Source organism: Olsenella sp. Marseille-P4559 (assembly GCF_900605015.1).
Taxonomy (GTDB): domain Bacteria; phylum Actinomycetota; class Coriobacteriia; order Coriobacteriales; family Atopobiaceae; genus Tractidigestivibacter.
In genome coordinates this window covers 446622-469940 of the sequence record NZ_LR027574.1, presented here as the reverse complement: position 1 = coordinate 469940, position 23319 = coordinate 446622, and the positions used below count along the sequence as shown (strand labels likewise).

The following is a 23319-nucleotide window of genomic DNA, read 5'->3' as shown; positions in this document are numbered from 1 at the left end:
CCTTATGGCGCGTGCCCACCGTGGCGGCGCACGTCACGAACGGCCCAGGTTCCAGAAGTCCTCGCTGCCGAGAAGAGCCCGTAGGCCCTCCTCCGAAGAAACCTCCCAGGTCGGGGCAACCCCCCTGGTGCCCCGCGGTCTTGGCTGTCCGCGCCGGTTGAGCCACGCGCACGGCATTCCTGCCGCACATGCGCCCACAACATCGGTATCGCAGGCGTCTCCCACATAGACGCAGCGCTCGGGCGAGACGCCCATGTGACTGCATGCAAAGCGAAAGAGCTCCGGGTCTGGCTTGGCAAAGCCAGCTGCCTGCGAGACAAAGACTGCATCGCGGTCCACCCACCGCCAAATGCCAAGGATGTCCAGCTTCTCGTCCTGCAGGGCGACACGCCCGTTCGAGATGACCCCCACGCCCAGGCGCGCCCGTGCGCGACATACGTCCAGACAGGATGCCATGGAAGGGGAGAGCGACATTGCCACGCCGGACTCCTCTGAATAGACGCGCTGCGCCTCCGATGCCATCGCAAAGTCTATCGAGACGCCAAAGTCGGCGAGCGTCCGCTGCATGCGGAGGGCGTACTCCTCGACCGTGGGCACGCGATGGGCCGAGAAGGCCGCGAATATGGGGCCGCTGTGCTTGCGACTGGCCTCGTAGAGGTCATCGTCAGTTGCGCCGGGGATGTCCCCGCAGGTGCGCCGCACTGCATAGGCAAAGGGCTTGGCCTGATCATAGAGGGTGTCATCGATGTCAAAGAAGACTATGTCGACAAGGCCTTCTTCCGCGTGCGCACGCTCTGCCGTCTGCTCCATGGGCTTTCCCCTCCTCGTCAAAGTCGCTACACCAATTCTAGCAGCCGACAGCCTATGCGCGATTGCGGAGCAAATTCCCACTGCGCCTCTAGGTTATCAAAACGTAACGATTGCAATTTCCCGTCATCGCGTGGCTATCATGTTGAAGCACGAGTCGGCTGCAGCCGTGGCACCAATCCAACCAGCAGCCGAGAAGTCCCGATGCACCAGAAAATGGGAGTGATCTACATGGCGCGCGTGTACAACTTCTCCGCCGGCCCCGCCGTACTTCCGGAGGAGGTGCTCTCTCGCGCGGGCTCAGAGATTCTCGACTACCAAGGCACGGGCATGTCCGTCATGGAAATGAGCCACAGGTCCAAGGCCTTCCAGGGCATCCTTGACAAGGCGGAGGCCGACATCCGTACCCTCATGGGCATTCCCGAGAACTATAAGGTGCTCTTCCTGCAGGGCGGTGACTCCCTGCTCTTCGCGACCACCTTCATCAACCTTGCGCCTCACCACAAGGCAGACTTTGTGATCACCGGCAACTGGGCCAAGAAGGCCTACCAGGAAGCCCAGGTCTTGGGTGACGCCAACGTGGTGGCAAGCTCTGCCGACAAGAACTTCACCTACATCCCCGACTGCTCGGACCTGCCCATTCGTGACGATGCGGACTACCTCTACATCTGCCAGAACAACACCATCTACGGCACGCAGTACCACGCACTGCCCAACACCAAGGGCCACATGCTCGTCTCCGACCAGAGCTCGATGTTCCTCTCCGAGCCGGTCGATGTGACCAGGTTTGGCTGCATCCATGCCGGCGTACAGAAAAACGTTGGTCCCGCTGGCGTGCAAATCGTCGTCGTGCGCGAGGACCTCATTCCCGATGACCTTCCCGGAGTTCCCACAATGCTTCGCTTCAAGACCCAGGCCGACAAGGGCTCTCTCTACAACACGCCCAACTGCTGGGGCATCTACATGTGCGGCCTCGTGTTCCAGTGGCTGCTCGACAACGGTGGCCTTGCGGCAATGCACGAGAGAAACGCCGAGAAGGCCAAGGTTCTCTACGACTACCTCGACTCCTCCGAGCTCTTCCACCCCACGGTGACCGATCCCGCCAGCCGTTCGCTCATGAATGTCCCCTTCGTGACCGGCGACAAGGACCTCGACACCGAGTTTGTGGCAAGGGCGGCCGACGCAGGCCTTGTGAACCTCAAGGGACACCGCACCGTAGGCGGCATGCGCGCCTCCATCTACAACGCCATGCCCAAGGCCGGCGTCGAGACGCTGGTTGAGTTCATGGATAGCTTCGAGCGCTCCCACAAGGCATAGCCATACCCCGGCATCATGCTCGTCACGTCACGAAACGGAGCCGCTTCCATGTACAAGGTGCACTGCATGAACAACATCGCCAAGGCGGGCACCAACCGCCTTGGCGCCAACTATGAGCTCACTGACACCCTAGAGGCCGCAGACGCCATCATGGTGAGAAGCGCAAGCCTCCACGAGACTCAGTTCCCGAAGGGCCTGATCGCCATCGCGCGCGCCGGAGCCGGCGTGAACAACATCCCGTGCGACCGCTGCGCAGACGAGGGCATTGTGGTCTTCAATACGCCTGGTGCCAACGCCAACGCGGTGAAGGAGCTTGTCTTTGCTGGCCTGCTGCTGGCCAGTCGCGACATTGTCGGCGGCATCGAGTGGGTGCGTACCAACACCGATGACCCCGATCTCGCAAAGCACGCCGAGAAGGCAAAGAAGCAGTTTGCCGGCCATGAGCTTGCCGGAAAGCGCCTCGGCGTCATCGGCCTCGGAGCCATTGGTGCCGCCGTGGCCAACACCGCCACGCGCTTTGGCATGCAGGCCGTAGGTTATGACCCGTACCTCTCGGTCTCTGCGGCGTGGAACCTCGACCGTCGCATCGAGCACGCCAGTGACCTCTCCCGCCTTGTCGCCGACTGCGACTACATCACCATTCATGTGCCTGCCATGGACTCGACCAAGAACATGGTGAGCGCAGAGCTCATCTCCCAGATGAAGCCAGGTGCCGTGGTGCTCAACTTTGCCCGCAACACCATCGTAGACGAGCGTGCCATGGCGGCCGCCCTCGCAGAGGGCCACATCGCGCACTACGTGACGGACTTCCCCAATCCTGTCTCGGCCGACATGAGGAACGCCATCGTTCTGCCGCACCTTGGTGCCTCCACCACCGAGGCAGAGGAGAACTGTGCCGTGATGGCAGCCGAGGAGCTGCGCGACTTCATCGAGAACGGCAACGTTTCCCACTCGGTGAACTTTGGCTCTGTCGACCTCGGTCCCATCGCGTCTGGCGGGCGTCTCTCCCTCATCCACCAGAACGTACAGGGTATGATCGGCAAGTTCTCCCAGTACCTTGCTGACTCGGGCATCAACATCGAGAACATGGCCAACAAGAGTCGCGGCTCCATGGCCTACACCCTCATCGATATTGCAGGCGAGGTTCCCGCGGACGTGATCGACCACCTTGCGCAGGCCGAAGGCGTACGCCGTGTCCGTGTCATCCGTGCCCAGTGAGTGGCAGGACCATCTGTGCCCTCTCGAAAGGCTCGCCCCGCCCGGACGCGTCCGGGCGGGGCGGTTTTCGTGAGCAGCAGGTGGCGATTGGGCACCGCCGCAGCAGGCTATTCCATGAGTTCCTGGTACTCCGCTGCCACGGCGTCAAACTCAGTGTCATCGTCAATGGGAACGATGTCGTTGGTGCCATCATCGTGCTCAACGTACCCGTAGAGATAGAGCGACTCCTGGTTGCCCTCAGGTGCGAGCGCAATGTACTCTCTGCCGTCGTATGGGAAGATTCCCAACACATCGCACTTCTCGGAGGTTCCGTCGTCATACTCAAGCGTAATCGACTCCGGGTCATCGTCGGCCCAGCCGCCTTGGTCCCCGAGGCCAAAGTCGTCTCCTTCCAGCTCGTCAAAGTCGAGCTCGGCGTCCTCGAAGTACTCCTCGTCTTCCGCCATGGCTTCTCCTTCATCCGGGACCGGGTACCCCGTGCACCCATTGACCAGTTTATCTGCACAATCATTTCCTGAACGTGAAAGGCAAGCCTTCTCGGTGAACAGACCTAATTACGCCGTCTACCATAGGAAAGACAACCGAGCCCAACCGTGGACGGTAGGGAGGAGACCATGAGCGGTATCAATGTATACGCACATTACAAATGTGAGGGGGACTACCCTGACCTCGACTACGCCGGTGCGGCCAAGCGGCTTGCGCAAGCCGTCTCATGCAAGACCATAGATCGTGGCGAGAATACCGAGCAGGCGCCCTTCGATGATTTGCATGCCTTGGTCCGCTCTTCCTATCCCCACATCATGGCCTCCTCGGCTTTCGAGGAGGTGGGAAGGAACCTTCTCATCACCTGCCCGGGAAGCGATCCCGTGCTTCCCTGCGTGTTGCTCCTTGCCCACCAGGATGTGGTGCCCGTGGTGCCGGGTACCGAGGAAGAGTGGCTCCATGGCGCATTCTCTGGCGACATGGACGAGGCCCATATCTGGGGCAGGGGCACGCTTGACATCAAAGACATGCTCATGGGGGAGCTCGAGGCGCTCGAGTACCTTCTCGCACGAGGCGAGAAGCCACGTCGTTGCGTCGTGTTTGCGTTCGGCGCAGACGAGGAGACCGCAAGCGCCGGGGCCACGAGGCTCTCGGCCCTCCTTGCAGAGCGCGGCATGCACGCCGCATGGCTGCTTGACGAGGGCACCACGACGATGGTCGACGGTGCCATCTGGGGTGCACCCGGACGCGTCCTCACGGACATCTGCATCTCTCAGAAGGGCTACCTCGACCTGCGTCTTGAGGCCAAGGGAGGGGGTGGCCACTCCTCAAACCCCTTTGGGGGGACCTCGCTCGAACGCCTCTGCGATGGCATCTCGCGCCTGTCGAAGGCGCGCCCTGCACCAGAGCTCACACCCATCGTGCGCGACACCTTCCGCACCCTTGCGCCACGCATTGCCGAAGAGCCCCTCCGCACCCTTGTCAAAGACGTAGACGCCAACGCCGAGAAGATCGCCTGCCTCGCTGCAGGGCGACGGGAGCTCTATCCATTTGTAGCCACCACGATGGCCGTCGACATGCTCGAAGGAGGCTCGGCCACCCCCAACGTGATGCCGGGTGACGTAAGCGCGACTGTCAACTTTCGCCTGCTGCCAGGAACCACGGCAGGCGACGTGCTGGCTTGGGCGGAGCATGCGCTTCTCGGCACAGGCATCACCGTGCACGTCGCCCACGCCACGCCCGCGGGGAGGATAGATTCGACGGAGGGGGCTGGCTACGCCGAGGTTGCTGAGGCCCTAGAGCACTTCTATGGTGGCGTCGAGGTGGTGCCCTCGTTTGTCTGCGGCGGCACCGACGCCATACGCTACGAGCGCATCTGCGACTCCATACTGCGCGTCATCCCCTTTAGGCCAACTCCGGAGGAGGCGACCGGCGTCCACGGAGTAAACGAGCGCATTTCTCGCCAAACATACGCACAGGGAATCCGTGTGCTGGTACGCCTTCTCGAGAGGACCATCCTCTAGGGAGGGGAGCCGCCCAGTGCGCATCAGGCCTTGGTCAGGTTTTGGGGTCGGTGTCGAGGGGGCGGCATCCGGCCAAAGTTGGGGTAGTATGGGGCTTCGGGCATTCGCAATAGGGTGGATAGCCGGGTCGGACGAGCGCCAGAAGGACAGGACTGTGTCAAGAAAACTTGAGAACCTGGGTTCCCAGATCAGGACCGTGACCGACTCGGACGCGGAGGCTGCGCAGCGCAAGGGCACCACGACCGCACCGGTAGGAACTCCGGACAACCCCTCTTTCGAGGTGCTCACCGTTGCCAACCTCATTACGGCATGCCGCCTCGCGCTCACGATTGCCTTCCTCGTGCTCTTTGTGCAGGGCACCAACCGCGTGCTCGCGCTCTGCTTCTATGCCATCGCCGCAGTGACAGACTTCCTTGACGGCCAGGTTGCCCGACGCACCCAAACCGTCAGCTGGCTGGGCAAGGTCATGGACCCCATCATGGACCGCGTCCTGCTCTTCACAGGCGTGCTGGCCATTGTTCTCACCGGCGAGCTCCCCATCTGGGTGGCGGTGCTCGTGATTGGCCGTGACTGCTACCTTGCCGTGGGAGCATTCATTCTTCAGAGATACCGCCGGCGACCTGTGGACGTGGTCTACATCGGCAAGGTCGCAACGGCACTTCTCATGCTTGGCTTCTGCGACCTGCTCCTGGGAGCTCCCGTCGTACGTGGCCTTGGCCTCTGCGATGTCTCATGGCTCCCTGGCCTCAACGCCGAGCCTGCCACCTTGGGCATCTTCTTCGTCTACGCGGGGCTCGTCTGCTCGGTGGCCACCGCCGTCATCTACACCTGCGAAGGCGTGCAAATTCGCCGAGAGGCACTTGGGGAGCGAAGGGGGGACCGGTGATGCCTGTCCGCAAGAACCACCTTGGTGCAGCGCTTATCGCCTGCGCGCTTCTCCTCCTGCTTCCCCATGTAGCCCTCGCCGCAGACTCGCTCGGGGAGCCCGCCCTAAGCGAGGCCCAATGCGCGATTGTCGAGGACTCCGCAGGCAACGTCCTCTACTCGAAAAACGCTGACACCCAGATGCCCATGGCGTCGATAACCAAGGTAATGACCGCGATGGTGGCCCTCGACGCTGGGATGGACCTCGACACCCCCTGTCGGATCTATGCGACTGATTTGGGGCCAGACTCGCAGACGGCTGGCTTCACTGAGAGCGACACACCCACCTTGCGCGAGCTTCTCCGCGTGATGCTTGTCTACTCTGCCAACGACGCCGCAGTGAACGTCGCAATGAACGTCGCAGGCTCCGAGGAGGCCTTCGTTGAGCTCATGAACGAGAAGGCCCAAGAGCTGGGGATGACGAGCACCCATTTTGAGAACCCCCACGGCCTTGATGAGAGCGGACACTACTCCACCGTCTCTGACCTTGCCCTCATGGGCAGGGTGGCACTCTCCGAGTACCCGTTCGTCGCCGCCACGGTGCACACGCGCTCCGTCACCGTAAGCATTGGCGGCACACAGAAGACGTTCTACTCGACTGACGAGCTCTTGGGAACCTACAAGGGGATTCGTGGCATCAAAACCGGCTATGTCGAGGGAAGCGCCGCCTTCCTGGGCGCATGCCAGCGAGATGGCGTGGAACTCTTCACCTGCGTTTTGGGCGCGCAGACAAGCTTGGGCCGCTTCACCGACACCGTGTCGCTTCTCGACTGGGCATACGAGAACTATGAGATGCGCTCCGTGGCAAAGAGGTCATGGGTTGTGGGTGTGCGACCGTATGCATACAACTTTGCCGTGTCCTGCGTCGTTACTCCCACAGATGACGAGGGCGCGGTTGTCTGGCCCGATGGCGGGGACCTCTCCTATAGCACGACGATGCTCCGGAGAGATCTGCTTGTCGACGATGGCCAGCCGGTTGGCTCGTCCGTATGGACGCAGGGCGGAAGGCTGGCAGGGAGCGTCCATTACACGGCTCACGCCACGCTAGACGACATTCCCCGTGTTAACGTGTTCACGCTGCCCCTCTATGGGTATGCCGCATAGCAGAGGTCACTCGGGGCCTGGTCCCGCCAGCTTCAAAAAGGGAGTTCTCATGGCAGACGAGCAGGAAGAGGGGAGAGGGCCTTCTCCCAAGACGGTGAGAGGCGCACTCTACCAGGAGCATCTTCTCTTGGGTGCAGGCTTTGGGCGCGCGGAGGACACGGGCCTTGCCTATCCCGTCTCGTACCCCGGTGAGCAGCCGCTCCCGAAGGCGCTCGGGGGTGCCGCTGTTGCAGACCTCACCGGCGCAACCTACCGCTTCATCTCTGGCATGCACCCCCAGGAGCTCTGCGAGGCGGCCTTCTGCGCACGCAAGCTCAGCGTAGGGCAATGCGCCTTCGAGCCTGCGCTTACCGGTGACGGAACCATAACCTCGGTGCCACTTGTGGCCCGTACCGGCAGGCACGAATACGTGCTTCTCGACCCAACGCACAGGGGTCCGGTCGTTGCCGGGTGGCTTACGTTTCTCTCGCAGATAAGCAGCAACGGCAACGCGCCCTATGAGGGCACGACGCTCGAAGAGGCAAGCGGCATGCTCGTACCGCTTCTCGTCATGGGCGAGCGGGCAAACGAGCTTCTCGCAGACTACCTGCCTCATGCCGCTCGCTCGCTGCCCGCGCGCGGTTCGGTGGGGAGCGTCTCGCTCGATGGGCACATCCCGGCACTTGCGATGGGGCTTCCGCTTGATGGTGCCGGTGTCACCTCCTATGTGCTTCTCGTTCACCAGGGCGCCGTCCGTGTTGTGTGGCGCAGCCTTCTCTCGTTCGAGTGGGTTATGCCCGTAGGGCGTAACGCCGTGCTGGAAGCGTGGTCGAGGCGCCCCTGGACAAGGCCGCTTGAGTCGAGCGACGTTGTCGAGATCGGCGAGCAGAACCTGCGCAACTGGGGACTCCTTCGCCCGGGGAACGACTTTGTTGGCGCACGCGGCATTCGCGAAGAGTGGGGGAGAATATGAAATACGCAATCAACGCCGCCCAGGCACCGGATGCCTATGGCTCCTGCTCCCAAGGTACGACTGCGGGGCGCTTTGTGTATACCTCGGGACAGCTTCCCGTGGCACCAGACGGCCAGACGGTCGTGGGGCAAAGCGTGGCCACCCAGACGTCACGCGTCATCGACATCATCGAGGCCATCCTCGCGGAGGTGGGCTGCTCGCTTTCCGATGTGGCCCAGACCACTGTCTACCTGACACGCATGGAAGACTTCGACGCCATGGACAGGGTCTTTGCCGAGCGCTTCACACAGCCTGCGCCTTCACGCTCCGTCGTTGCGGTATCCGCGCTTCCTTTGGGAGCACTTGTCGAGATGGACTGCGTGGCCTGCAGGTAAGCGGTATCATGGAATCGTAAAGCTCATTCGAGGGGAGATTTGATGCAGCCCACCAACAACCACGCCACCGATATGGGGGCAACGGAGATCTTTCGCATGCCCTCCGCAGACGCAACCGTCCCCGACCTCATGGCCGAGCAGAAGCCTGCGCATCCCACGCTGACCATCGTCAAGGGCCCCCAGATTGGCGAGACGTTCGAGCTTGACACGCCCATCATCACCTTGGGCCGCGACCCGCGCAACAGTGTCTTTCTTAACGACATGACCGTCTCGCGCCATCATGCAAAGATGGATCTTTCGGCATGCCCGCAGGGGAGGGCCACGGTCGAGGACCTTGGTTCTCTCAACGGGACGTGGGTCGACGGTGCCATCGTGAGCAAGGCGTCGCTCAAGGATGGCTCTACCATCCAGATTGGCACGTTCCGCATGGTATTCCATACCAACGCTCGTCCGCGCAGGATCGACGCCGAGGGCTAGGCCATGCCTGACGCCGGATACCTCACAATCGGCAAGGTCGTAAAGCGGCTCCAGAGCCTCTATCCCGACCTCACCATATCGAAGGTCCGCTACCTCGAGGACGAGGGGCTTCTCAACCCATCCCGCACGCCGGGCGGGTATCGCCTTTATTCGCAGCGTGACATAAAGCGGCTCGAGACCATCCTCTACCTGCAGAAGAACAGGTTTCTCCCGCTCTCCGTCATAAGGGACGAGCTTGAGCGGGAGGACGCAGGGGAGCCTCATGCTGCTGATTCCGCGGTCGAGGCGTCACTCATGTGTCCGGTGAATGGCGAGGCCGTTGAGAGGCTCCACCCCATCGATCGAATGCCTGAGGTCGCGGGCGTCTCGGTAAGCTTTGTGCGCCAGCTCTCTGAGGCAGGCGTCATCACGCTTAAGCGCTCTCCCCATGGGCGCGACCTTGTGGACGGGCATGACATCGGGCTCATCCGCACCTGTGATGAGCTTCGCCACTATGGGATCGGACCCAAGAACCTGCGCCAGTACGTGAACTCGGCCAACCGCGAGTCTGCCATGTTCGAACAGGCGCTTGTTGTCTATGCAAAGAGGGGCGGCGGCGTCGAGGTCGAGGTTACAGACGAGGCTCGGGAGCGCTTTGAGCAGGCCTTCTCACGTATGCTCGGACTTACCGACGCCGTGCGAAACGAGCTCATCCGCCGTCTTGTGCACCAGTCGTTCAAGGGCATGGAAGGCTCATAAGGCGCCCCTGCAATAGCAGGGTTTATCGCAGCACGCATACCAGCAATAGGGAAAGGAACCGCACGTGTCTGATTTCGACTACGAGAGCCGCATCATGAGCATCCCCGACTATCCGGAGAAGGGGGTCACCTTCAAGGACATCACCCCGCTCTTCGCCGATCCCGACGGCCTCGTGCATCTCGTTGACGATATCGCCGACCATTTCCTTGGCCGCGGCATCACGAAGGTCGTTGGCGCTGAGGCCCGTGGCTTCCTCGTGGGCGCACCGGTTGCCTACAAGCTTGGTGCGGGCTTCGTTCCTGCCCGCAAGCCCGGCAAGCTCCCCCGTGAGGTCTACTCCCAGTCCTACTCGCTCGAATACGGTACCGACGAGCTGCAGATTCACAAGGATGCCCTCACTGCGGATGATGTGGTGCTCATCGTGGACGACCTAGTGGCTACGGGTGGCACGGCCGCTGCCGCGGCAAAGCTCGTCGAGCAGTCCGGCGCTCGCATCGGGGGCTTCTCCTTCATCCTCGAGCTCACATTCCTGAATCCGCGCGACGTTATCGCCAAGGACTATCCCAACGAGGAGGTCTACACGCTCATCCCCGTCAAGTAGGGAATTGGTACATTCTACCAGCGATTTTTCGGCCGTCCCCGCAACGGGGCGGTCGGCTTGCATATGCGAGGCACCTGAAAGCGCCCCAGAGCCTTCTGCCCATCGTATGGAAAGACATGCCGTTCGCCGGAGTCTGGCGTAGAATGTTCTCCAAGCGTCGAAAGGACTTATGCAATGACCCATGCAAGAAGAATCGTCACAGCGGGACTGGTTCTTGCCCTTGCCACGCCATGCACGCTCTCGGTTGTACCCACCGTTGCCATGGCAAGCCCTCAGGATGACCTCTCCGCTGCACAGGCCAAGCTTGACTCCCTTGGCTCCACGCTTTCCTCTCTCCAGGACCAGCTCTCCACTGCCACCTCCGAGCTCGAGCAGACCGGCTACAGCATCGCCGAGACCGAGCAGCAGATCTCTGACACGCAGACCCAGCTAGACGAGAAGCGCCAGGAACTGGGTGGCCGCATGAAGAGTTCGTACAAGTCGGGTTCCTCAAGCGCGCTCGACCTGATCCTTTCCTCTGCTTCGTTTGAGGAGCTTTCCTCCAACATCTATTACCTCGACAAGGTTTCCGAGTCCGATGCCGAGGCAATCGCAGAGGTCCAGTCGCTCTCCGATCAGCTCGAGCAGCAGAAGAGCGACCTCGAGCAGCAGCAGTCGGATCAGCAGGCGCAGGTGGACAGTCTCCAGTCCCAAACCTCTGACTACCAGAATCAGGTCGCCGAGGCCCAGCAGTACTACGACTCGCTCAACGAGGAGGTCCAGGCTCAGCTTGCTGCAGAGGCAGCCGCGGCTGCAGAGGCGCAGCAGGCAAGCTCGGTGACTACGGTGGTCCAGGCCATCCAGACCCAAGAGACTATCAACTCGAACAGCGGCGGCGGCACCACCGAGAACAACACCTCAGGCAACACCAACAGTGGTGGCACCTCGTCCAACACGAACAGCAACAGCAACTCGAACAGCCACTCGAATTCCAATTCGAACTCCAACAGCGGCTCAAGCAGCCCTAACGTACCCTCGGGCGGCGGCGTCTCGGCCGCACTCGCGCTCGTTGGGCACCCCTATGTGTATGGTGCCTCCGGCCCCAATGCATTCGACTGCTCGGGTCTAGTCTGCTACGTCTATGGGGGCGCCCGTGGGCGCACTACCTATGACATGATTGGCTCCATCAAGGCGAGCGGCGGATGGAAGACGAGCATCGACGAGCTCTCCTATGGCGACCTTGTCTTCGAGTACGGCGGGAGCCATGTGGGCATCTACCTTGGCAACGGCCAGATCGTCCACGCAGCCAACCCCTCTTCCGGCGTCATCGTTGGCGGCATCTACGGCTTCTGCGGCGGCGGTTCGTACTAGTCGCTTCTGCTGCATATGCATGGCTTGCTTGCGCCCCCCCGAACCAACGGGGGCGTTTTTCTTGTCTGTATCAGACCCTAACCGCCGGCCATGCAAAGGAGTAGGCTGGTTGTTGCTGGTCTGAGTGGACGGGATGATGGCGGTGGTTGGTGCATGACAGAGCGTGCGGCTCGTAGGCTTACGGTGGGGCGTCGCCTCTCTCGCCGGTTCCAGGTGAACCTGGTGGGGGAGGGCGCGCTTGCCGGGCTTCTGGGCGGAGGCGTCGTGACGCTCTACCGTCTTGCACTGTCCCTTGCCGAGAAGGGCCTACGCTCCATTACGGGAGCGTTTGCGGGCCACGCGATCCTTGTGGCCGCCTGGTTTGCCATCCTCGCTGTCATTCTCGTGGCTGTGTCAAAGCTCTTGCTGTGGGAGCCCTACACCCAAGGCAGCGGCATCCCCCAGACAGACGCTGAGGTCATCGGCCGCATTGACATGCCTTGGCACCGCGTTGTCGCCGCAAAGTTTGCCGAGGGTACGCTCTGCGCCTTCGCAGGCCTCTCGCTTGGACGAGAGGGGCCTTCGGTGCAGCTTGGGGGCATGTCCGGCAAGGCGGTTGCCAAGGCGCTCAAGCGCGGCAGGGGAGAGGAACGCCTCCTCGTTACCTGTGGCGCCGCCGCAGGCATGTCTGCCGCATTCCACGCGCCGCTCACGGGGGTCCTCTTTGCCGTCGAGGAGATCCACAAGGAGTTCAATGCGCCGCTGGTCATCTCGGTCATGACGGCATCGGTTGTCTCAGACTTTCTCGTCTCGCAGGTGATTGGCGTGCGGCCGGTGCTGAGCCTCTCGTTTGCCGCCGACCTGCCACACGTCGACTATCTCCTCGTCGTTCTCATGGGTCTTGCCTGTGGCGTGCTTGGGGCCTTGCATAACAAGGGTATGTTCTTTGCCCAACGGTGCTACGCAAGGATCGAAGGGCACCTCCCGTATGCCCGCCTCGCCATACCGTTTGCGCTCTCTGGCGTTGTGGCGTTTACGGTTCCGCAGCTCATGTGCGGGGGCGATGCCATCGTCGAGACCATCCAGAAGACGGGCGGTCTGGCATGGTGGGCGATCATGGGGCTGCTGCTGGCAAAGTACCTGTTCACGACCATCTGCTTTGCCTCGGGAGCTCCTGGCGGCACATTGTTCCCGCTTGTCGCCATGGGATCTCTCGTCGGGGGATTGTTTGGCGTCATAGCGATAAACGCCCTTGGGCTGCCCCAGGCCTACGTGGTGAACTTCGTGGCCCTCGGTGTGGCCGGATGCTTCTCGGGCGTTGTAAGGGCCCCCGTGACTGCCGTCGTGCTGGTCTTCGAGCTCACGGGGTCACTGGACTCACTGCTTTCCGTCTCGATTGTTGCCATACTCGCGTACGTGACGGCAAACCTGTTGCGCGTTGACCCGTTCTACGAACACCTGCTAGCAGCTCTTTTGGGAGTAACGCCCGATGACCCCATGGTGAACGGTGGGGCTGGCGAGAAGATCGTCCACACCTACAAGGTGGGCACCGGAGCGAGAATCGAGGGCATGCCCATCAGGGACATTCCGTGGCCCGATGGCGTACGCGTCGTGACGGTCGAACGTGCCGGCCAGGAGATTGTGCCTACGGGTAGCACACAGATCATGGCCTTGGACGAGCTGCTCATCATCATGAGCACCGATACGGAAAGCGACGCGGCCCTCAAGCTCCAACAGATGACACGTGCGGGAGTAAACACAAACTGGTCGCCCTCGAACGAACGCTAGCCAGCAGAGAGGCACGGTGGCGCAGTAGGGGTGTAGGTGGCATAGGCACCGAGGGTGCAAGCCATGTGCCCACTCCTACTCTAGCTTCTCTCTACTTTACATAAGATATATTATCACGGATTATTTCGAAAGAAAGGAAACGCGCCCCTGGAGGACCTACACGGGCCTTTTCAGGGGCGCACCGAGCAGAAGGCCTCTTCGCGCACGCACTCGATGTGCGTGTGCGTCGCTAGCCTTCGACGGGCCTACCGAGATATGCGGCAGCACTGTTTGCCGCAATGGCACCGTCTGCTGCAGCCGTCACAATCTGGCGAAGCGGCGTCTTGCGCACGTCTCCGGCAGCGAACAGCCCCGGTGTCCTTGTCGCCATGCGCTCATCGGTAACCACGTAGCCAACAGGGTCAACCTCGACAAGATCCCTGACAAGCTCGCTAGCCGGAACGCGACCAACAAAGACGAAGACGCCAAAGGAGCCCTCATCGTACGTCTCCGTCGTGGTCTCGCCTGTCTCGTTGTTCCTAAACGTAATGCTGTTTGGCAGCTCGTCTCCCCCAAGCGAGACAATGCTCGTAAGGTATCTTACGGTTATCTTCTCGTTATTCTCGAGCTCTTGGGCAACGGCTGCCTGGGCGCGAAGGTGATCTTTGCGAACGATAAGGATTACCTCGTTTGCAAAGCGCGTGAGGAACAGCGCCTCTTCGGCAGCGGAGTTACCGCCACCTACAACGTAGACGCGCTTGCCACGGTAGAACATACCGTCGCAGGTAGCGCAATACGAGACACCGTGCGACGCGAACCTCTCCTCGCCATCAAAGCCTGCGCGACGTGGCGTGGCGCCACCCGCAAGGATGACAGACCTGGCAACAAGCTCACCATCAGGCGTGTCGAGGGTGAAAAGGCCGCTCTTCTCGTCATGCGAGACGCCCGTCACCTGCTCCATGCGAACCTCGGCGCCAAGGTCGGCTGCCTGGGAGCGCATGGCTTCAGAGAGTGTGTAGCCATCCGCATGAGGAAGGCCCGGATAGTTGTCAATCTCGCTTGTGAGGATGGTCTGTCCGCCGAATGCCTCCTGCTCGAGCGTGACCGCATCAAGAAGCGAGCGCTGGGCGTAGATGGCGGCCGCGAGGCCGGCCGGGCCACCGCCGACTATGACAAGGTCTTTTACCTGCTCGTTATTGCTGCCCATACGAATCCAATCCGACCGTGGTGGAGTGGGTTCCACTCCCCCGGCCTTTCCCGTGGCGTTTGCTGTCTCTGCTATACCCAACCGCTTAGGTAACATATACTGTTGCCACTGGCAGACACGAATCCCCACGAAGCCCGAGGGCTTCGTGGGGATTGGGGATAAATCTGGGGCTTGAGGCTCCGCAGGGCTGAAGGGCCCTACCCGTTGCGCAGCCGTGACTTTGAGGATTCGGCAGGGGTGGCGCCTGCGGCATTCACGGTGGCGGGCATGGGAAGCACGAGGTTCATGAGGATGCCCACGAGGGTCGAGGTGGCCATGCCCGGAAGCGCGTACTGGCCAATGGGGATAGAGATGCCGGAGGTCTCCATGCCAACGCCGAGAATAATAACCACCGACGCAATCATGAGGTTCCTGTTGACCCCAAAGTCGACCTTGTTGGTCACAAACATCCTGAGGCCATTCGACGCAATGAGGCCAAAGAGCAGCAGACTCACACCGCCCATGACAGGTGACGGAATGGAGCGGATAAGGGCAGAGAGCTTGGGGCAGAAGCCACCGACCAGGAGGGCGAATCCCGCCGCATACCAGAAGACCTGCGTGGAATAGACGCGCGTCACGCTCATGACGCCGATGTTCTCGGCATAGGTGGTGGTTGGGGGACCTCCCAGAAGGCCCGATATGACCGTTGAGATGCCATCGCCGGCAAGCGAGCGCGGCAACATGGGTCGATAGTCCTTGCCCACGATCTCGCCCACAGCCAGGAGGTGTCCAATGTGCTCGATGACCACGACAAGGGCGACCGGCCCGACAAGGGCGATGGCACCCCAGTCCCACACGGGATGCTGGAATTCTGGAAGGCCTATCCAAGCGGCATCGGTGACGGCCCGAAAGTCGACAAGGCCGCAGGCAAGGGAGACGACATAGCCGAGGATGATGGCGAGAAGCACGGGGACCGTGCCTATCAGCCCGCCCATGCTCGAGAAGATAACCGCAGCAAAGAGCGTGATTGCAGCGATAATGGCCCCAAGCCCATAGAAGGCGGTCGTGCCATCGGCCGCGGTTGTCTGAAAGGCCATGCCCGCTGCCGTAGCCGAGAGACCTACGCCGATAACGACCATGACCGAAGCGACAAGGACGGGCGGAAGCAGCCTGTCGAGCCAGTCCGTCCCAGCAAGCTTGATAATGCCTGCCACAACGAGAAACACGAGTCCGGCAACCACAACGCCGGAGAGGGCTGCATTGAGGCCGCGTGTGGCGCCAATAATGACGATGGGACTGATGAAGGCAAAGGAGCTGCCGAGGTAGCTAGGGATCTTGTTTCTCGTAACCAAGAGATAGCAGATGGTTCCGATGCCCGAGCACATGATGGCCACGTTTGAATCGAGACCTGTGAGGACCGGCACCAGAACGGTCGAGCCAAACATGCTCATCATGTGCTGGATGCCCAGAGGAATTGCACGAGAGACCGACACGCGGTCGTCAACGCCAATTACCTCTCGCTCGTGCTGTTGCATGCGATACACCACACTCCTTGCGTAGTTGGTCGGGACTTGCCGATAGTCACAGATGCCATTCTGTGCTGCAACACGACGGGTCCCCTGAAAACGGGGACCCGAAGGAAAGCCTCCGAGTCCCCGTTGCATCACTTCAATTTCCTCATCCGCGCAAACCCCTAGGAGAGCAGGAAGAAGACGAGGAAGGCGGCCGCAGACACCCACATGAGCGGCTTGACCTTCTTGGCACGTCCGGTGACCAGGGCGACGATGACATAGGCAATGAAACCCATGCCAATGCCGTTGGAAATCGAATACGTGAAGGGGATGCCGGCAATGACCAGGAATGCTGGGAAGCCCTCGAGAAGGTCGGTCCAATCGATGTCAACCACATCGGTCATCATGAGGAAGCCAACGATGACAAGGGCACCGCAGGTGGCAGCGCTGCTTACGATGGAGATGACAGGCGCGAAGAACGCAGCGACGATAAATAGGAGGCCCGTGAAGACCGAAGTAAGGCCCGTGCGCCCGCCATCGGCGGCACCGGAGGCAGATTCGACGAACGTCGTGATCGAGGAGGCGCCAATGAGGCCGCCGACCGCCGCCGCCGCAGAGTCGGCAATCAGAATCTCGCGGATGTTCTCAACGGTTCCGTCCTCGTTGAGGAACTCGCCCTGCTTGGCAACGGCCATTGCCGTTCCCATGGTATCGAAGAAGTCAGACATCATGAGGGAGAACGCGAAGACGAGGAGGATGGGCGTGGTGAGCACCTTGACCACGGCAACGGTACCGGTAGCGTCCGTCATGAACGGCGCGCCAAAAGACGAGAAGTCGAGGGTGGAGACGATACCAGCGGGCATCTGGGTCACACCCAGGGGAATGCCGCAAAGCACCGCGATGATGATGCCGATGAGGATTGAACCCTTCACGTTCATCGAATAGAGGGCGACCGTAGCAGCGATCGAAATGAGGCCGACGATAAACGTTGGGCTCGTAACGTCACCAAAGGCGACCATGGTGGACTCGTTGGCTACGATGATGCCGCCATCGGCAAGGCCAATCATCGCAATGAAGAGGCCAAGGCCGACGGAGATGGCATGGCGGAGCGAAACTGGGATGGCATCCATGATGGCCTCACGGAGCCCACAGAGAACGAGCAGGAGGATTGCGCAGCCTTCGACGAAAATGACCGCCATTGACGCCTGCCAGTCGGCTCCGTTGATGGCTGCCAGGGTGAAGGCAACCACCGCGTTGATACCCATGCCAGATGCACAGGCAAGGGGCCTATTTGAGAAAAGCCCCATGAAGATGGTCATGATGCCAGCACCGATGCACGTCGAGGTGACGGCAGCGTTCATGGGAACGCTGGCAGCCGCAAGCAGAGAGGGGTTGACGGCGATGATGTACGCCATAGCCAGAAACGTCGTGAGGCCAGCGCGAAGCTCCTGACCGGTGGATGTTCCCCGCTCCCCCATCTTGAAGAACTTCTCCATGTTTCCCATCCTTTCGGTTTCCTGTAAGTTCCGAGCCTATACATACAGCTGCTGCCATGGGACAGCAGCAGGACGCGCTGTGGAAAGGAATGCACGAGCCTATGTACCGCTCGAGCCAAAGCCACCGGCACCGCGGTCGGTTTCGTCAAGCTCGCCGACCTCCTCAAGCGTGACCACGGGGACCTGCTGTATAACGAGCTGGGCAATCCTCTCGCCGCGCTCGATATGGATGCTCTTTGATGGGTCGAGGTTGATGGCGCACACCTTGAGCTCGCCACGGTAGTGAGCGTCAATAAGCCCTGGGGTGTTGGCCATGGACAGGCCCTCGCGCAGGGCAAGGCCGCTGCGAGGCTGCACGAAGCCGGCATAGCCCTCTGGAATGGCAATGGCAAGCCCCGTCCCCACGAGCCTCCGCTCAAAGGGGGCCAGGGTCACGTCCTCGTTCGACCTAAGGTCAAGACCAGCATCGCCCTCGTAGGCGTAGCTTGGTAGGTCGACCGATGAATCAAGGCGCTTGATGGGAAGCGTCAGTCTCTTGTCCGTCATTTGTTGAGACTCCTCAACTCCTCGCTAAACTCGTCCACATCCTTGAAGTCCCGATACACAGAGGCAAATCGGATATAGGCAACCTTATCCACATCCACGAGACGCTTGAGAACCATGCTCCCGAGGTCGTGTGACGAAATCTCGTTGACACCCTCATCACGCAACTCTGACTCGATGTCGTCGATGAGGCCATCGAGCAGCTCAACAGGCACGCTGCGCTTTACCGTGGCAGTCAAGAGACCGCGCATGAGCTTTTGGCGGTCAAAAGTCTCCTTTCGGCCGTCTTTCTTCATCACGAGGAGCGGCATGTCCTCACGACGTTCATAGGTCGTGAAGCGGTAGCCGCATTTGACGCACTCGCGACGACGACGAATGGCATCATTGCTCTCAGATGGCCTGGAGTCGACAACCTTGGACTCCTCACAGCCGCATTTTGGACAGCGCATCAAACCTCCTAATGGACTTCCACTAGGAACTTAACACATAGCGTCCAAATATCCATCACAAAGATGGCTTCGAAACCAAACTGGAAAGGAAGGAAACGCTGGAGAAGCCAAACCCAAACATCCGCTAATGCCCGAACGTCCGATGCTTACGTTAGTTTGAAGCAGGAACAACGACAGATTGCCCCGGCTGCAAGGTCGGGCTTTCGAGGGAGTTCTTCTCGGTAATCCATTGGACAAGCTCTGCCGTACTGTACCCATCGACGGGGTGCCGGAAGGCGAGACCCCACACGGAGTCACCAGCCTCAACAACTACCTCCTCACCAGGGAGAGACGCCAGGGCGGCCTCCTTGCGAGAAGAGACGGCAGCATTGCTCACCAGAAGCGCGGCAACGAGCCCGACCGAAACCAGAAACGTGCAAACTATGGCAGTGAGGACATTCCCGCGGGCCATGTCCCGACATGACCTGTCTTCATGTTGGCGCTCCACCACAAAGGGCTTGCCAGTCCCACCCTCAAGAAGCGTAAGCGTTGGATACGAAGGAACAAGGGCGGAGGAGCCCTCGGTACCGTACACGCGGTTGGTGCTTGCCATGATGTAATCCCCTCTCGAGTGCTTGCCGGGAACGTTTATAGCGAACGCACGGGACACAAATTAGAGCCTTGCGTTTAAGACCGAACATCTGTACTCTAGTATCAACGTACATTTGTTCGTGTCAAGTCAATTTAGAACATTTGTTTGCAATACATCGCAATCCCAGGTATGATTAGCCCAGACGAGAGGAGACGCCATGTCAAAGGGAAAGCTCAGCAAGCGCCAGAGGGCCATCTATGACTTCATCTGCACCTACACAGACGAGCACGGCTATCCCCCCTCGGTGAGGGAGATTGGAGCCGCGGTAGGCCTGGCCTCCCCCTCGACAGTCCACATGCATCTCAAGGTACTCGAGGAGATGGGGCTCATCAGTAGGGACCCCAAGAAGCCCCGTACTATTGAGGTTGTTCCTGACAAGCAGGTGTCGGAGGACGGGAGCACTCAGGCTAAGCTCGCTACGGTACAGGAAGATGTCGGCAAGAACGTTATCTCACTTCCGCTTGTCGGGCGGGTTGCTGCAGGCATGCCCATTCTCGCCGAGCAGAATGTCGAGGAGACCCTCACGCTGCCCACAAGCATCGTGGGAGATTCCAGTTCCTTCATCCTTCGAGTTCGCGGCGAGTCCATGGTCAATGCGGGGATTTTTGATGGCGACTACATCGTTGTGAAAGAGCAGCATGACGCACACGACGGGGAGATAGTCGTTGCGCTTATCGATGACTCTGCAACAGTGAAGACGTTCTATCGCGAGAAGGACCGCATCCGACTCCAGCCCGAGAACGACCACATGAGTCCCATATATGCAGATAATCCTGTCATCCTTGGACGCGTGACGGCTCTTATCCGCTCAGTCTCCTAGCGATGGCTGGGCCGGACTTGAAAAGCCCTGGCGTCGGTGACGGCGTCAGTAGCAAGGCAGACCGTCACAAGCGGATTGGAGTGTTCGATGCGATCCGGGGATTCTCGGTCATATCGATGGTGCTCTTTCACCTCTGCTATGACTTGCGCTTTCTTGCCGGGGCAGACCTCTCTTGGTTTGCCCCTCCCCTACAGGATATCTGGCGCGCCAGCATCTCGTGGACGTTTCTGTTCGTCGCCGGCTGCATGTGCCCCCTATCAAGGAGCAACCTCAGGCGCGGGCTCGCCTACGGTACGGTGGCGCTTGCAGTCTATGTGGTGACGATAATTGCAGCAGTTGATGTGCCTATTTCCTTTGGCATCATCTACTGCATGTCCGTCTGCACGTTGGTGGCGTGGCTGCTGGGAAAACTCCATTGCCTTCCGCAGGGTCCGATTGCGGCAGCGGTCCTGTTTATCCTCTTCGTTCTGCTTCTTGGCTTCTCCTCGGGAACCATTGGGATCGGCCCACTCTCGCTCGCGCTGCCACATGCACTTTATGAGGCGCCTGGGCTTGCGTGGCTGGGCATTCCCGGTCCGGGCTTCTCCTCGGGTGACTATTACCCCCTCGTGCCCTTTGTGTTCATGTACCTTGCCGGAGCGTCAATGGGCACATGGTTCGAGGAGCGAGGCTACCCCAGGTGGGCATGCCGCGCACACGTTCCCGTATTGAACTTGGTGGGACGTCATGCTCTCCTCGTCTATGTAGTTCATCAGCCTGTGTTGCTGCTGCTCACTGGTGTTGTGTGGGAGTAGGAAGCTCTTCCAACTCGAGAGCGTCATCGGAGACGGTATAAGGCGCGAGGGTGGCGCGCATCCTCTCGGAGGCGCGTATCGTAGCGAGAAGGCCGTTCTCGGTGTAGACCTCCCTGATGACCTGGCAACGCTCGTGCACCATCTTCATGAGGATGCCTTTCTCGAAGGGCACGAGGACGGTGACGGTGGCGTCACCGCGCGATGCCTCGCGCGCGATCCGATAGAGCAAGCCAGAAAGACCCGTGCCCTCGCGCGCGGAGATGGTAACGGCGTCAGGATAGCGGGACTGCAGCTCGGCAAGATCCTCGGATGAGAGAAGGTCGCACTTGTTGAGGACGAGGACAGAAGGTATCTGGCTTGCCCCGATCTCGTCCAGAACCGACCGAACTGCGCATAGGTGCCGCTCTGCGCCTGGGTCAGACGCATCGGCCACAAGCAGGACAAGATTGGCAGCCCGGACTTCTGCCAACGTCGACTTAAACGCCTCAACAAGTGTGGTGGGGAGCTTCTGGATGAACCCAACGGTATCGGTGACGGTGATCTTGCGCCCCTCCTCAAGTTCAACCGAGCGCGTCGTGGGGTCGAGCGTGGCAAAGAGCTCGTCGCGCACGTACGCGTCAGCGCCCGTGAGGACATTGAGCAAGGTGGACTTGCCGGCATTGGTGTAGCCGGCCAGGGCCACGCGATAGACACCGGAGTCCCACCGCGTCTTCGACTGCACCTCACGCCTTGTCTCAAGCCGTGCAAGCTCGTCGCGAAGCGTCGAGATGCGCTTGCGCACGAGGCGCCGGTCTACCTCGAGCTGGCTTTCGCCCTGTCCAAAACGAGAGCCGATGCCGCCGCGCGTCTGCTCCCCCACAAGGTGACCCCACATGCCACGGAGCCGTGGGAGCACATACTGGAGTTGGGCAAGCTGTACCTGTAGGCGCCCCTCACGTGTGGTTGCATGCACACCAAAGATGTCGAGAATGAGCGCGGTGCGGTCGATGATCTTGACCGGCTCGCCCACAATCTTCTCGAGGTTAGACTGCTGCGAAGGCGTGAGTTCGTCATCAAATATCACGATGTCGGCGTCGAGGTTGCGCACATGGGAGACGAGCTCTTCCGCCTTGCCTTTGCCGATGAAGGTGCGCGACACGGGGGCATCAAGGCGTTGGGTGAGCGTGAAGACCACATCTGCGCCGTCGGTTTCGGCAAGCCGCGCCAGCTCGGCCATGGATTCGTCAAGCGTCCAGTCGGCATTCCTGCCCAAGTCGACACCCACGAGGATGGCCCTCTCGCGCGCTGGCGCAGTCGGTCTGGGCTCAAAGCGCGACACGGCTACTCCCCTCCCGCAGGCTCGACGCCACTGGGAACGTCTTCCCACGCGCATCCCGCACGATCAGCTCGCAGGCTTCTCCAACGCCCAGCTTATCGACATCGATCCATTGTGCACGGCCATCTCTTCTCAGCCACGAGAGCTGACGCTTGGCATAGTGTCGCGTACGGCGCTTGACCTCGTCTCTGGCCTCTTCGAGCGTGCACTCGCCTGCAAGCGCAGCCAAGACTTCCTTGTAGCCAATCGCCTGTCCGGCCGTAGTCGAACGGTCAAGCCCGCATGCAACAAGACCCTGCACCTCTTCGACGAGGCCCTCTCCGAACATCCTGTCTACGCGCTCGTTTATGCGCTGGTAAAGGCGTTCTCGTGGCACGGAGAGGGCCCAGATGCGCGCATCATCATAGTGAGGCTCACGATGCCTGAGGCTGGCGTTTTCTTGAGAGTAGCTCACACCCTCGTCCAGCATCTCAAGCGCACGCACGCAGCGTCGAACGTTATTGGGATGAATGAGGGCGGCGCTCTTGGGATCGCGTTCGCGCAGAAGGTCATGAAGCGCCTGGCCGCCCTGCTCCGCAGCGATACGCTCATATCCTTGACGACGCCGGTCACCCTTGATGCCCTTGGGAAAGTCCATCTCGTCGATGACCGCGTCGAGGTAAAGTCCCGCGCCGCCGCAAAGGACGGGAACCAGGCCGCGCCGCAGCAGCCCATCCACACAGACGCGGGCGTCATCCTGAAATCTCTGAACCGAGTAGTCCTCACCCACGGTGGCCACATCGACCATGAGGAGCGGGACGCGTCTCTCGGCTACTGGCGTCTTTGCCGTACCGATATCCATCCCACGATAGATCTGCATGGCATCTACCGAGACAACGGGTGACCCCAATCGCTCTGCGACAAGCTCCGCGAGCGTGCTCTTGCCCGAGGCGGTAGGCCCTGCGATGCACACGACCCGTC

At 60.7% G+C, this 23319-nt stretch carries 24 protein-coding genes; 14 read left to right on the top strand and 10 right to left on the bottom strand.

Going from position 1 to position 23319, the window contains the following annotated elements; all coding sequences use genetic code 11:
• Nucleotides 1-33 precede the first annotated feature (33 nt).
• A complete protein-coding gene (locus tag E0E00_RS08310; protein WP_130812067.1) occupies nucleotides 34-810 on the bottom strand; it encodes an HAD family hydrolase in 777 nt (258 codons plus the stop codon).
• Nucleotides 811-1038: 228 nt separating this feature from the next.
• Between E0E00_RS08310 and serC the strand changes: the two genes are divergently transcribed.
• Nucleotides 1039-2124, top strand: coding sequence for a 3-phosphoserine/phosphohydroxythreonine transaminase (serC, locus tag E0E00_RS08305; protein WP_130812644.1), 1086 nt, complete (start codon nucleotides 1039-1041; stop codon nucleotides 2122-2124).
• A 48-nt stretch (nucleotides 2125-2172) separates the two neighbouring features.
• Nucleotides 2173-3342: a phosphoglycerate dehydrogenase gene (locus E0E00_RS08300; RefSeq protein ID WP_130812066.1), complete on the top strand. Its 1170-nt coding sequence runs from the start codon at nucleotides 2173-2175 to the stop codon at nucleotides 3340-3342.
• Between the two features lie 107 nt (nucleotides 3343-3449).
• On the opposite strand, the gene E0E00_RS08295 is transcribed toward E0E00_RS08300, so the two are convergent.
• Nucleotides 3450-3788, bottom strand: coding sequence for a DUF1292 domain-containing protein (locus E0E00_RS08295; RefSeq protein ID WP_130812065.1), 339 nt, complete (start codon nucleotides 3786-3788; stop codon nucleotides 3450-3452).
• 168 nt (nucleotides 3789-3956) lie between these two features.
• Between E0E00_RS08295 and E0E00_RS08290 the strand changes: the two genes are divergently transcribed.
• The 10 genes from E0E00_RS08290 (at nucleotide 3957) to E0E00_RS08245 (ending at nucleotide 13635) form a co-directional block, all read left to right on the top strand.
• Nucleotides 3957-5348 (top strand): M20/M25/M40 family metallo-hydrolase, encoded by a 1392-nt coding sequence (locus tag E0E00_RS08290; RefSeq protein ID WP_130812064.1) that lies wholly within the window; start codon nucleotides 3957-3959, stop codon nucleotides 5346-5348.
• A gap of 154 nt (nucleotides 5349-5502) precedes the next feature.
• Entirely contained in the window at nucleotides 5503-6234 is a 732-nt protein-coding gene (locus E0E00_RS08285; RefSeq protein WP_242622196.1) for a CDP-alcohol phosphatidyltransferase family protein, read from the top strand.
• On the top strand, nucleotides 6234-7376 hold the full coding sequence (locus tag E0E00_RS08280; protein ID WP_130812062.1) for a D-alanyl-D-alanine carboxypeptidase family protein: 1143 nt from the start codon (nucleotides 6234-6236) through the stop codon (nucleotides 7374-7376). The genes E0E00_RS08285 and E0E00_RS08280 overlap by 1 nt, the downstream gene beginning before the upstream one ends.
• A 49-nt stretch (nucleotides 7377-7425) precedes the next feature.
• Nucleotides 7426-8328, top strand: a complete 903-nt coding sequence (locus E0E00_RS08275) for a hypothetical protein (RefSeq protein ID WP_130812061.1) — start codon at nucleotides 7426-7428, stop codon at nucleotides 8326-8328.
• Complete coding sequence (locus tag E0E00_RS08270) at nucleotides 8325-8702, top strand: Rid family detoxifying hydrolase (protein ID WP_130812060.1); 378 nt, start codon at nucleotides 8325-8327, stop codon at nucleotides 8700-8702. Before E0E00_RS08275 ends, E0E00_RS08270 begins: the two co-directional genes overlap by 4 nt.
• Nucleotides 8703-8744: 42 nt before the next feature.
• Nucleotides 8745-9179, top strand: a complete 435-nt coding sequence (locus E0E00_RS08265; RefSeq protein ID WP_130812059.1) for an FHA domain-containing protein — start codon at nucleotides 8745-8747, stop codon at nucleotides 9177-9179.
• A gap of 3 nt (nucleotides 9180-9182) precedes the next feature.
• Entirely contained in the window at nucleotides 9183-9917 is a 735-nt protein-coding gene (locus E0E00_RS08260) for a MerR family transcriptional regulator (RefSeq protein ID WP_130812058.1), read from the top strand.
• 64 nt (nucleotides 9918-9981) lie between these two features.
• Nucleotides 9982-10518 carry an adenine phosphoribosyltransferase gene (locus E0E00_RS08255; RefSeq protein ID WP_130812057.1) on the top strand — a complete coding sequence of 179 codons (537 nt, stop codon included), beginning with the start codon at nucleotides 9982-9984 and terminating at the stop codon, nucleotides 10516-10518.
• Nucleotides 10519-10692: 174 nt separating this feature from the next.
• Nucleotides 10693-11868: an NlpC/P60 family protein gene (locus E0E00_RS08250; RefSeq protein WP_130812056.1), complete on the top strand. Its 1176-nt coding sequence runs from the start codon at nucleotides 10693-10695 to the stop codon at nucleotides 11866-11868.
• Between the two features lie 153 nt (nucleotides 11869-12021).
• Nucleotides 12022-13635: a ClC family H(+)/Cl(-) exchange transporter gene (locus tag E0E00_RS08245; RefSeq protein WP_130812055.1), complete on the top strand. Its 1614-nt coding sequence runs from the start codon at nucleotides 12022-12024 to the stop codon at nucleotides 13633-13635.
• Nucleotides 13636-13864: 229 nt separating this feature from the next.
• Here E0E00_RS08245 and E0E00_RS08240 read toward each other — a convergent pair whose 3' ends face one another.
• The 6 genes from E0E00_RS08240 to E0E00_RS08215 form a co-directional block, all read right to left on the bottom strand.
• Nucleotides 13865-14821: an NAD(P)/FAD-dependent oxidoreductase gene (locus E0E00_RS08240; RefSeq protein WP_130812054.1), complete on the bottom strand. Its 957-nt coding sequence runs from the start codon at nucleotides 14819-14821 to the stop codon at nucleotides 13865-13867.
• A gap of 197 nt (nucleotides 14822-15018) precedes the next feature.
• Entirely contained in the window at nucleotides 15019-16335 is a 1317-nt protein-coding gene (locus E0E00_RS08235) for a solute carrier family 23 protein (RefSeq protein ID WP_130812053.1), read from the bottom strand.
• A gap of 158 nt (nucleotides 16336-16493) precedes the next feature.
• Nucleotides 16494-17807, bottom strand: a complete 1314-nt coding sequence (locus E0E00_RS08230) for an NCS2 family permease (RefSeq protein ID WP_130812052.1) — start codon at nucleotides 17805-17807, stop codon at nucleotides 16494-16496.
• A gap of 99 nt (nucleotides 17808-17906) precedes the next feature.
• The gene (gene dut, locus E0E00_RS08225) at nucleotides 17907-18353 is read right to left on the bottom strand and encodes a dUTP diphosphatase (protein WP_130812051.1); all 447 of its coding nucleotides are present in this window, start codon (nucleotides 18351-18353) and stop codon (nucleotides 17907-17909) included.
• A complete protein-coding gene (gene nrdR / locus E0E00_RS08220) occupies nucleotides 18350-18799 on the bottom strand; it encodes a transcriptional regulator NrdR (RefSeq protein WP_130812050.1) in 450 nt (149 codons plus the stop codon). Before nrdR ends, dut begins: the two co-directional genes overlap by 4 nt.
• 151 nt (nucleotides 18800-18950) lie before the next feature.
• Complete coding sequence (locus E0E00_RS08215) at nucleotides 18951-19391, bottom strand: LysM peptidoglycan-binding domain-containing protein (protein WP_130812049.1); 441 nt, start codon at nucleotides 19389-19391, stop codon at nucleotides 18951-18953.
• A 196-nt stretch (nucleotides 19392-19587) separates the two neighbouring features.
• Here E0E00_RS08215 and lexA point away from each other — a divergent pair, with 196 nt between their 5' ends.
• Both lexA and E0E00_RS08205 read left to right on the top strand, forming a co-directional pair.
• Nucleotides 19588-20250: a transcriptional repressor LexA gene (gene lexA, locus E0E00_RS08210; RefSeq protein WP_130812048.1), complete on the top strand. Its 663-nt coding sequence runs from the start codon at nucleotides 19588-19590 to the stop codon at nucleotides 20248-20250.
• Between the two features lie 80 nt (nucleotides 20251-20330).
• Nucleotides 20331-21044 (top strand): heparan-alpha-glucosaminide N-acetyltransferase, encoded by a 714-nt coding sequence (locus E0E00_RS08205; protein WP_242622195.1) that lies wholly within the window; start codon nucleotides 20331-20333, stop codon nucleotides 21042-21044.
• On the opposite strand, the gene hflX is transcribed toward E0E00_RS08205, so the two are convergent.
• The gene (gene hflX / locus E0E00_RS08200; protein ID WP_130812046.1) at nucleotides 21022-22362 is read right to left on the bottom strand and encodes a GTPase HflX; all 1341 of its coding nucleotides are present in this window, start codon (nucleotides 22360-22362) and stop codon (nucleotides 21022-21024) included. The genes E0E00_RS08205 and hflX overlap by 23 nt on opposite strands.
• Nucleotides 22349-23311: a tRNA (adenosine(37)-N6)-dimethylallyltransferase MiaA gene (gene miaA / locus E0E00_RS08195; RefSeq protein ID WP_242622194.1), complete on the bottom strand. Its 963-nt coding sequence runs from the start codon at nucleotides 23309-23311 to the stop codon at nucleotides 22349-22351. The genes hflX and miaA overlap by 14 nt, the downstream gene beginning before the upstream one ends.
• Nucleotides 23312-23319: the final 8 nt, after the last annotated feature.

Coding starts and splice junctions, on each gene's coding strand:
- E0E00_RS08245 (WP_130812055.1), top strand. CDS start 12,022: ATGACAGAGCGTGCGGCTCGTAGGCTTACGGTGGGGCGTCGCCTCTCT.
- E0E00_RS08280 (WP_130812062.1), top strand. CDS start 6,234: ATGCCTGTCCGCAAGAACCACCTTGGTGCAGCGCTTATCGCCTGCGCG.
- E0E00_RS08290 (WP_130812064.1), top strand. CDS start 3,957: ATGAGCGGTATCAATGTATACGCACATTACAAATGTGAGGGGGACTAC.
- E0E00_RS08295 (WP_130812065.1), bottom strand. CDS start 3,788: ATGGCGGAAGACGAGGAGTACTTCGAGGACGCCGAGCTCGACTTTGAC.
- E0E00_RS08250 (WP_130812056.1), top strand. CDS start 10,693: ATGACCCATGCAAGAAGAATCGTCACAGCGGGACTGGTTCTTGCCCTT.
- E0E00_RS08230 (WP_130812052.1), bottom strand. CDS start 17,807: ATGGAGAAGTTCTTCAAGATGGGGGAGCGGGGAACATCCACCGGTCAG.
- E0E00_RS08310 (WP_130812067.1), bottom strand. CDS start 810: ATGGAGCAGACGGCAGAGCGTGCGCACGCGGAAGAAGGCCTTGTCGAC.
- dut (WP_130812051.1), bottom strand. CDS start 18,353: ATGACGGACAAGAGACTGACGCTTCCCATCAAGCGCCTTGATTCATCG.
- serC (WP_130812644.1), top strand. CDS start 1,039: ATGGCGCGCGTGTACAACTTCTCCGCCGGCCCCGCCGTACTTCCGGAG.
- E0E00_RS08235 (WP_130812053.1), bottom strand. CDS start 16,335: ATGCAACAGCACGAGCGAGAGGTAATTGGCGTTGACGACCGCGTGTCG.
- E0E00_RS08275 (WP_130812061.1), top strand. CDS start 7,426: ATGGCAGACGAGCAGGAAGAGGGGAGAGGGCCTTCTCCCAAGACGGTG.
- E0E00_RS08260 (WP_130812058.1), top strand. CDS start 9,183: ATGCCTGACGCCGGATACCTCACAATCGGCAAGGTCGTAAAGCGGCTC.
- E0E00_RS08265 (WP_130812059.1), top strand. CDS start 8,745: ATGCAGCCCACCAACAACCACGCCACCGATATGGGGGCAACGGAGATC.
- E0E00_RS08215 (WP_130812049.1), bottom strand. CDS start 19,391: ATGGCAAGCACCAACCGCGTGTACGGTACCGAGGGCTCCTCCGCCCTT.
- E0E00_RS08270 (WP_130812060.1), top strand. CDS start 8,325: ATGAAATACGCAATCAACGCCGCCCAGGCACCGGATGCCTATGGCTCC.
- nrdR (WP_130812050.1), bottom strand. CDS start 18,799: ATGCGCTGTCCAAAATGCGGCTGTGAGGAGTCCAAGGTTGTCGACTCC.
- lexA (WP_130812048.1), top strand. CDS start 19,588: ATGTCAAAGGGAAAGCTCAGCAAGCGCCAGAGGGCCATCTATGACTTC.
- E0E00_RS08240 (WP_130812054.1), bottom strand. CDS start 14,821: ATGGGCAGCAATAACGAGCAGGTAAAAGACCTTGTCATAGTCGGCGGT.
- E0E00_RS08300 (WP_130812066.1), top strand. CDS start 2,173: ATGTACAAGGTGCACTGCATGAACAACATCGCCAAGGCGGGCACCAAC.